Raw genomic sequence first — 9,339 nt, forward strand, 5'->3', positions numbered from 1 at the left:
AAAAAAAAAAAGTCAGTCATACCAAGGGTTCACGAGGGGGGGAGTGTACAAATTTTTGTACACTAGTGTACAAATTTTCGTACGAAAATTTGTTCGGTTCTAACATAAAAAAAAGAGAAATACAAGAGTATCTCTCAAAAAAAATAAACTGGTAAATTATGTACTTCTTTAGAATCTTGAGCTACTGTAAAATTCTTTAAAATACCTTTGAAAATATGTTTAGTAACTCTATCAATTGATGTTTTTCTTGAAGCGCAAATAATATTAGGATTTACTAACCAAGTTCGTTTAGTACAAATTCTTCCTGATTCATCAGAAAAACCACTTTCCGCACAAGCTAATATTCCTTTATCTTTTAAACTCTTCATCAATTTACTTAAACCATGCCTAGTTCTATAAGTCTCTTCAGCAAGATAGGTAACCGAGGCATTATTAATTACATCTCTATCAACACTATCAATATCTTTTTCAACTAAAACATGAGTTCCAACCTCTACATAACAACTCAAATCCAGAAGTAGTAATCGTTCCGCATTGGTTAAATATCCAATCTTAATTAAATATCTCATATTAGCTTGAATAATTTGTGAAAATTCCACTTGTGCAAACGGATCTCGCTTACGTCCTACATAATACTCAGCACCCGTAAGATTTTGTAATGTTTCAAGAGCCTGTCCTAATCCTTGTTCTTGCTCTTTCGTATAATGATTCTCATGTTTCTTCCGTTCAATCTCTAAATCACGTTTTCTCGCATTTTTCTCAACTTCTGAAAAATCTACTGTTTTTTTCATAAATAACTCTCCACTTCTAGTATTTACAACTAGCGAAGAGACTTTAATTTTGTTATTATGTAGTTAGAAGATTTATTCTTGATTCTTAAACTCTAACAATTCTTATAAGAGACAAAAAAGCCCTTCGTTTATAGTTGTAGCTTCGACACTTCAATTATAACACGCTTGGCTTTTTTTGTTGTATCTTGTCTGACTTTTTATATTCACAAAAAGAGATGTATACAGATTCATACATTTTTGATATCCTAAAAATGTCAATAAGACAAATACCTTATTTATACCCATTAACAAAGAAACCTTACGTATTAAGGTTTCTTTGTTAATGGGTATAAATTTTAACTACAATTTACCGAATATTCAAAATAATATATATCAAATTTAATAAAGTAAATATATGTCGAGACATGATAAAATGAGTGGAAATAATATACATTTGTAAAAAGGGGGCTACTTTGTGGACGTTCAAACAAAAAATAATGAACAAATCACAAACATGTTAAATGACTGGTATATCGAAATTCGTGCTAGACATTTAGGTAATGCACATAAATTAAGGTTAGAAATTGATAAAAAAATCCACAACATAGAAGAAGACCAAAATCTACTTTTATACTATTCACTATTAGATTTCCGCCATCAATATCTAATGGATCATTTAAGTATTGGTAAAAATAGCTTCGACAAAATTGAATCTTTTCACACACCTACAGATAATCTTCTTTCATACTATTATTTCTTTTTTAAAGCCATACACGCAACTAGCATTGGAAACTACAACTTAGCAAAAAAATACTATGACAAAGCTGAAATAAAATTAAAAGAAATACCGGACCAATTGGAACATGCTGAATTTTATTATAAACTCTCCACATTTAGTTGCCACAATCAACAGTATGTCCCAGCTATCAAACAAGCATCTAAAGCAAAAGAAATCTTTTCTAAATACAAAGGATATGAATTAAACATAGGTTATTGTAATAACCTTTCTGGATTATCATGCACACATCTAAAAGAATACGAATTAGCTGAAGAATACTTTATATCAGCAATGGATATTTTCCAAAAAGAAAAAGAGGAACAAGCTATTTTATATGTTCGTCACAATTTAGGATTTATGTATGCAAATCAAAATCTATCAGAATTAGCAATTCGCTATTTATCCGAAATAAATAGCAAATCAACAAATAACTACAGAGCAATCTTAATTGAAGCATGCGAACATGCAAAACTAAATAATAAAAACAAAGCATTAGAACTTCTCGAAAAAGGTCTAAAAATTAGTAACGAACTCAAAAATGAAGAATATCAACATCGATTTAAGATTTTACTAGCAATAAACAATGAAATACCTGGAGAAAAATTAGAACCAATAATATTAGCAGGAATGATCTATTTTGAAAAAGAAAATCTATATGAGTACATTGACGAATATAACGAAAAATTAGCAATAAAATTTTATCATGAAGATAATCATTCAAAAGCAAGCAAATATTTCTACTTAAGTTCAAAAGCAAGAAAAAAATCTCATAATAAGGGGGCTTTAAAATGAAAAAAACAATCCTAGCATTAATGGGAATTATTACTGTCTTTACTTTAACTTTAAGTAATATCAATACTCCAAAAGAAAATAAAGAGCCATCTATTCAAAAAATAATGCTAATGTCTGATGGAAACACTGGTGGTTAACTAATTGAATTTAAAACTTTAAAACATACAAACAAAAAAGCCTTCTACTTCAGAAGGTTTTTTTTATAAAAAAAACCACATATTTCAAGGTTTTGACAAATAAGCATAATATTACAATTGTTAACATAATATTACATTATTTATAAATATGAAATAAAATGTAATAGGAATCTAATATATTCCAAATTACAAAAAAGGTGGTTTTATAATGAAAGTAAAACAAATTTCAGCAGTTTTAAGTGGAGCTTTGTTAATCGGTAGTTTATCACCTAGCATTTCGCAAGCCGCAACACAAAAAGAAACACCAGTAAAAACAGAACAAGTACAAGAAAATCAAAGCAATAACTTTATTCCCATTCAAACAAACGAACAATTTAATCAAACACTTAACACAGCAAAAACATTTACTCCATATGTAAAAGTAAATGCAGAAGGACTTTTATATATTAATGCAACAGCAGATGAAATTGGTATAACAAATGAGGAATATCAAAACTTCTTAAATGGATTAAACTTAGAAAATGAATACATTAAAAAAGGATATTTCACTCTAGAAAAAGATGAACAAGGAAACCCTGGAAAACTTTCCACAACACAAGCACTAAATTCATATGTTAATAATGACCTAAGTCAATTCAAAGAATTACAATCTTCTTCAGCTGGTTTTTATGGATGGGGATTCGGATTAAAACTAAGTAATTCTGAAACTCAATCACTAGCTGAAGCAATGGCATGGGGTAGTGCAGCAATTTGGGTTGCAGCCGAATTAGCAGCAGCTGGATATGTAACAATACCAGCTTCAGTACCATTGGGATTAATTGCGGCTATAGTTGGACTTGGAGCTGCTACATTAGCTGTTGTTAACAAAGGAAAAGGCGTCACAGTTGGAATTACATGGACAGGACATCCACACATACACCGTAACTAATAAATGAAGAAGGAGAACGATTTATGAAAAAAAACATTCGATTATTTGCATCTATAATCGTACTCTTAGGTCTTAGTTTATATAATTTGGTATCTAATTTACTGTTCAAGAAATCTATTTTAATTATACTGATCCTTATTTGTATAACAGTTAGCCTAGAATATATTTTCAACAAAGAAAAATACACCTACTTAAATAAAAACCTATTGATCTTTTTAAAAATAATTCCCTTAGTTGTAGCATTTTTCATAACATGGCTTTTCTTATTATTAAATGCTACATAAAAAACAAAAAATCTAAGCTTACAAGCTTAGATTTTTTGTTTTTTATCCACTTTGTACCCTCCTTCTCTTTGCCCCCACTTCCGCAAACCGGACTGGCTTGCCCGAATAGGCTAACACAGGCGGTCTCCATATAAAGGGTTCGGCTTCGCCCGTTCCGCTACGCTTCACGCCCTTTACATCGAGCCTCCAACCTGTGTTTCCTATGCCAGTGCGCCACTCCGTACTGCGAAGACTAGGGGGCAAAGGTCGGGCGTGGAAATCCTTTTATTTCAGTGTTATGAATGTATACTTTCCTTACGGAAATCTCTATTTTTCTAAAATTCTCTTAAAATCCCATAAAATCAATCATTTGAAAGTAAACTATTATTCAAAAGTTTACATTCGAAATAGAAAATAAAAAACAGGTAAAGCTGGAAATAGACCAACTTTACCTGTTTTTTATTTTCTTACAAAGCAACGATCACCTATCATTTCAACACAAGTTACGTCAAAAGAAGAATTACCATAGTAGACAGTAACAGTATTGTCACCATTGTATTGATAATAATCTGCTCCTGGATATGCATCTCTAACCCATTGTAATCCATCATGATTTCCTGCAGCGTTTGCTGGAATTGCTGGAAGAATTAAAGCTCCAGCTAAAGCTAGTGTTCCTATTGCTTTTACAATTTTTGATTTCAACATAGTTATTCCTCCTTTTGAATCTAATTTTCTCTATTAAATTTTATATGTATTTAATAGAACAACATAATGGTAACATACAAAAAATAAAAAAAATGTCGTAAAATGCTATTTTTTCAAAAAAATATAAAATATGTCATTTTTTTGGATATTAATAATTGTTTTAATTTGTAAATAGGGATATAACCGAAATAAATCTATTATTTACGTTTTTCTACTCTAAAACCAAAATCACACTAATCCTATAAAACAACAAAAAAGTGCAAAATCTATCTACAGATTTCGCACCAAAAACAAAAAAAGATACAATCATTAGAGACATAGGAGAGTGTTTCACCATTCATTATAACCCATATCCTTACATTTTTGTGTTCGGATTTGAAAATATGTAAACATTCATTCTTTTATTTTTGAATTTTCTTTCTATTTTTGTTATACTAATCTATGAAAAGACACAACTCCTTACGGCTGTCATATACTGATTAATTGCACACCAAAAAACCAATTCCCGTGTAATGGAATTGGTTTTTTGGTGCAATTCAGTCAATACAGCAACTTGAACCCACATTTTCAAATGTAGTCTTATCAATCTTAACATAATTACCAATAACATAAACGCAAAAAATCTCTTTATATGCACACATATAAAGAGATTTTTTTATGGATGAAGCCCTTAAGTTAGTTAGTGATGGATACTTATTATATCATACATTCCTTTATGATATAGTTTCTTCCTGTTGTTCTTCTAACGCAATTTCTATTTGTTCAATGCGAAATGCTACAGGTGGGTGAGTCGCTTCTAAACGTGCCCAGATCCCTTTTGGAGAACCTTCAGTTCCTTCTATTTTTTCTAAAAAGGACATTAAACCTGCTCCCATTCCTAATTCAACTGCATACGCGTCCGCTCGAAATTCTTCTTTTCTTCCAACAACTCGAAACGATAAATCAGCAACTCTATGTAAAACGACTTGCATAGCTTTTAATACAACCGCTGCAAGAGCCGCTAATACAGCCACAATCGGAACACGATTCGAAAGAAGAGATAAAATCGTTGCCATAGCTACTAATATCCATGTAGCCACTGTACCCGCTGTATTCAACGTATGCGCCATGACAGAACGCTTACTATCCCCATACTTCAAATGACCAAGTTCATGAGCAAGAATCCCTGCAAGCTCTTCCTCATTCGCTGTTTTTAATAATCCTTTAGTCACACAAACTGTCTTACTACCTAATGCATACGCATTTGGGAATAGTTCATCTGCTACACATAAAACCAAATCTGTTATATTTGCTCTTTGACATAGCTCATCTAAAATTGGTTTAATTTGTTCTACTTCTCGTTTCGTCGCTCGTCTCATGCCATTCATATAACGATACAATTTTTCTGCATGTTCGGTTGTGCTTAATACAGTAAGCCCACCAATAATAACCGCCGAAATAAATGCGGCTAAAATATTAGAATTCATATATAAAGCTAAAAGCATATATATAATAATCCAATTCACAAAAGCTGTTAAAATTAACACGTAATTAATCCTCCCATTTTACCATTCTTACCTTAATTTTTTTCCTTACTAGTTTATCACCTTGCTTTATTTTCACCAAGGCTTCCCCAGTCTGTAATGCTTTAATTTCATCTGGATGGAACACAAAGTTTTTCACATTTCGCATACTTCCCAAACCTGTTACACCCTGAGCCATATCTACCTGATAAGTAAAATCTAAACTATCAGCTGTACCAATTGCCTTTGCCAATTCTTCTGCATCACTTGGATCATTCTGTGCCTGAACAATTAAAGTATTACAGTTTTGCATGATTTGTTTTCGTAAATGCTCACTCACTGTTTCTATATCTGCTAAAGATTGAAAAGCAAGCAATGCTTCAAATCCTGCCCCACGAGATTTATTAATCACATCAATAACTTGCTGCGTAACAATTACATTAAATTCATCAATTGCAACTGTAACATGTTCACCTTCTCTTAATTTCATATGACTACTTACATTCGTTTTTAAATCATTAATAATCATTTTTCCAAGTTGTCGAGCGCCTTCCGGATATCGCAAACTATCCAACGTAAAAATAACCATTCCTCTTTCTTCTAACACTTGATGTAATGCAATTGTATTTCCCTCTTCTTCCTGGAACAAATGTCGAAAATCTCCTTCAGCCAAAATAGAAACACGACTGGCCAAACCTTCAATTGCCTTTTTATCAATCCGCTTAATTTTTGGAATTAAAGTAAAAACTTCATCACGTTTAAAAACGCTCTCAGAAGGCTCAGATTTGCTTAAATCAACTTTTTCATTATCAAACAACACTAAACCATCTGTATCACTTAAATTACTAACAGCAACCTTTTTAGGCGCTTCTTCATTTACTTCTATTTCTGATTGGCTTGTAATTAATCCAATTAAAGCATCAGCATCACAATATTGTGAAACACTTGTTAAAGTCGCTTTCACATTTCTAGCTTCAAAAACACGAAATAAGTATTGTAAAAATTCTTGAGAAGATAACTTATAATGTTCTTCAGACCAATCAGACAATGTTAAAATTTTATCTGTTAACTCTGTTGGAGTTCCTACAGCTAAAGGATTATAGTGCATGCCAACTCCATCTGTATTGAAATGATAAAAAGGACGTTTATGCTTTTCAGCAAACTTCCGAATTTCTTCCGCAAGTTTCATATCTCCTTTTGCATCAATAAAAATCCCTGCTTGCTTCTTTAAAATCGCATATTCAAGAAATGTTTTAATCGTTATGGTTTTACCCGAACCAGTTGTTCCAACTAACCCAATGTGTTTCTTTAAAACATCTGGTGTTAGTGTGATTTCTTGACCTCCAGTCATAGTTCTTCCTAAACGTACACCTTTTGGAATTTCCCCACGATCCATTTCTTTTTGATATGTTTTTTCTTGCTGTTTCTCTTTTAGATTCACAATAACTTTATTGGCCAAACTATTTTCCTGTTTCTCTCGCTCTAAAGATGGACTATTTTGTACAGTTGATTCATCTACTCTAGTTGCCCATTTAAACACATTTTCAATAGCAACCACTAACCCCGCTGTTTTAACACCATTCACTAAAAACGCTAACAGCGTATTATGCTCTGGAAAAATAGCAAATACCAACCTTTTTAATTCCATTGGCAATACCTGATAATAGCTTTCTACAAATGAAATCATAAATGACACAACACTAGATGCTAATAATGTCTGAAAATCATTCAACACACATAAAATTGAAAATCCAAATGCAATACAAAACACAATTCGTTTTTCTACTTTTCCTACTTGCGCTAATCCACCAATCTTTTTAAAAATAATTGCAATCAAATACCCACTTGTAAAACATACACATGCCACAAAACGAATCCATTCTAATGAATTCCTATTTTCTTCATACTGATTATTTGCCATATACAATTACTACTCCTATCTTTATAATTTCATAATTTGAAATCTATCTGATACAACTGTTTGATTCATTTCTTCTCTTAATACTTTTGCAATGCTTTCCTTTTCTACTACATAAATCACACTTACATACTGCCCTTTTGCAATTCGTTCCGCATAATCACTTATAATCTGCTTCACTCTTGTTCTATTCTTTAATGACAACTCTAGTTCTACTGCATACTTCTTTTCATTCACAATCAATATCCCATCTGCCACTCTCATAGCTAATGCTTTAAACTTATCTTTTTCACTTGCCTTTTTAACTAATCTCGATTTAATTTGTCTTGCTGTTATCCAACTCGATCCCTCATATTTTTTTAACAACTTTACCGATAAATCCACTAATTTCTTATCATGCACAAAATTATTCACACTCGGCTTTTTCCCCGCTGCCATTTCACTCTCACATAATTCCACACCATCTTTCGTTACCCAATACACATTCCCATAATCATATAAAATCCTCTCTCTCTTCAATACCCCCTGTTCTACCATCTCTTTTAATCTCCTATAAACAACTGTCTTTCCCAAACCAAAAAACTCTTGTACCTGTTCTGCTAATACAAACCCATGCAAATTTACCCACTCTAGTATCTCTACATCTCTCTTCGTAATTGCCATATTTCCCTCTCCTAATCTTCTATCCTTCTATACATCTACTCTTCTAATCTATTACCTTTTCTATCTACTATTTTACCATATTCTTACCAACCCTCTCCATATCTATTTCCATACTTATTATTTTCTTATTCTTTCTTTCTATTTCACACTCATTCTCTTCTCTTACTCTGTTATTCTACTACTCTTTCTCTTTCACTCAACTCTCATATTCCCCGCCCCGCACCTTCTGACTTCCTGACCACTCACATATAGACGTAGTATGTGAGTGGTCAGGAAGTTCGTAGCGATAGCGGAGAAAAGAAGGTGCGGGGCGGGGAATTGGCTATATATAGCGTCTAAATGCAACTTCGGTCTACATGCAACCTATGGAAAACGGGTGTGGAACCATATATCATTATTTATTCCACATCTTTTTTCATAGGTCTTTGCAAATAGCCGCGCCATGGCGCGGCTATTTGTTAAACAAACGTTTGATTAAATCAGACGTTTGTTTCTTTTATATTTTTTTGTTCTTTGTATTTTTATTTTTAAAGGTTTTATTTTTTATCGTTTTGAAATCTATTTTTTGAACAGGAACGCCCCTTGTAGTTTCCCATGCTAAGCGGTAAGAGCTGGCGCACTGGTAGGAAATCGCAGGGTAGAGGCTCGTTGGAAAGGGCGTAGCGTAGCGAAGTGCATTTTACCCTTTCTAATGAGAATCCCTGTGATAGCCTAACTGGGCTAGCCAGTTCGATAGCGAAGCACGGAAACTACAAAAAGGGGCAATCCTTCGGATTTTTATCTAAATATAGCGTGAAAAATTAACGTATCTTAACCTCAAAAAATAGCAAAAATATAGAGCGAAAGAGCCTATATAAATAAGAGTAAGAGGGAAAAAAAAAAA

General features: G+C 32.5%; 8 protein-coding genes. 3 read left to right on the top strand and 5 right to left on the bottom strand.

From position 1 onward, the window contains the following. Positions 1 to 134 precede the first annotated feature (134 nt). Positions 135 to 791, bottom strand: a complete 657-nt coding sequence (locus CGQ22_RS30970) for a hypothetical protein (RefSeq protein ID WP_000754324.1) — start codon at positions 789 to 791, stop codon at positions 135 to 137. Between the two features lie 454 nt (positions 792 to 1,245). On the opposite strand from CGQ22_RS30970, the gene CGQ22_RS30975 reads away from it, so the two are divergent. From CGQ22_RS30975 to CGQ22_RS30980, 3 genes are all read left to right on the top strand, one after another. Further along, positions 1,246 to 2,340 carry a Rap family tetratricopeptide repeat protein gene (locus CGQ22_RS30975; protein ID WP_089149793.1) on the top strand — a complete coding sequence of 365 codons (1,095 nt, stop codon included), beginning with the start codon at positions 1,246 to 1,248 and terminating at the stop codon, positions 2,338 to 2,340. Further along, the gene (locus CGQ22_RS32260) at positions 2,337 to 2,477 is read left to right on the top strand and encodes a hypothetical protein (RefSeq protein ID WP_176398969.1); all 141 of its coding nucleotides are present in this window, start codon (positions 2,337 to 2,339) and stop codon (positions 2,475 to 2,477) included. The genes CGQ22_RS30975 and CGQ22_RS32260 overlap by 4 nt, the downstream gene beginning before the upstream one ends. Positions 2,478 to 2,685: 208 nt before the next feature. Further along, a complete protein-coding gene (locus tag CGQ22_RS30980; protein ID WP_089149794.1) occupies positions 2,686 to 3,405 on the top strand; it encodes a hypothetical protein in 720 nt (239 codons plus the stop codon). A 722-nt stretch (positions 3,406 to 4,127) separates the two neighbouring features. Here CGQ22_RS30980 and CGQ22_RS30990 read toward each other — a convergent pair. The 4 genes from CGQ22_RS30990 to CGQ22_RS31005 all read right to left on the bottom strand — a co-directional run bounded on the left by CGQ22_RS30990 (position 4,128) and on the right by CGQ22_RS31005 (position 8,456). Next, the gene (locus CGQ22_RS30990; protein ID WP_141106082.1) at positions 4,128 to 4,373 is read right to left on the bottom strand and encodes a transcriptional regulator; all 246 of its coding nucleotides are present in this window, start codon (positions 4,371 to 4,373) and stop codon (positions 4,128 to 4,130) included. 713 nt (positions 4,374 to 5,086) lie between these two features. Beyond that, on the bottom strand, positions 5,087 to 5,899 hold the full coding sequence (locus CGQ22_RS30995) for a zinc metalloprotease HtpX (RefSeq protein WP_089149796.1): 813 nt from the start codon (positions 5,897 to 5,899) through the stop codon (positions 5,087 to 5,089). Between the two features lie 4 nt (positions 5,900 to 5,903). Continuing rightward, positions 5,904 to 7,796: a type IV secretory system conjugative DNA transfer family protein gene (locus CGQ22_RS31000; protein ID WP_089149797.1), complete on the bottom strand. Its 1,893-nt coding sequence runs from the start codon at positions 7,794 to 7,796 to the stop codon at positions 5,904 to 5,906. 21 nt (positions 7,797 to 7,817) lie between these two features. Then, a complete protein-coding gene (locus tag CGQ22_RS31005) occupies positions 7,818 to 8,456 on the bottom strand; it encodes a helix-turn-helix domain-containing protein (protein WP_089149798.1) in 639 nt (212 codons plus the stop codon). Positions 8,457 to 9,339: the final 883 nt, after the last annotated feature.

Source organism: Bacillus sp. M13(2017), from assembly GCF_002218325.1.
Lineage (GTDB): Bacteria > Bacillota > Bacilli > Bacillales > Bacillaceae_G > Bacillus_A > Bacillus_A thuringiensis_K.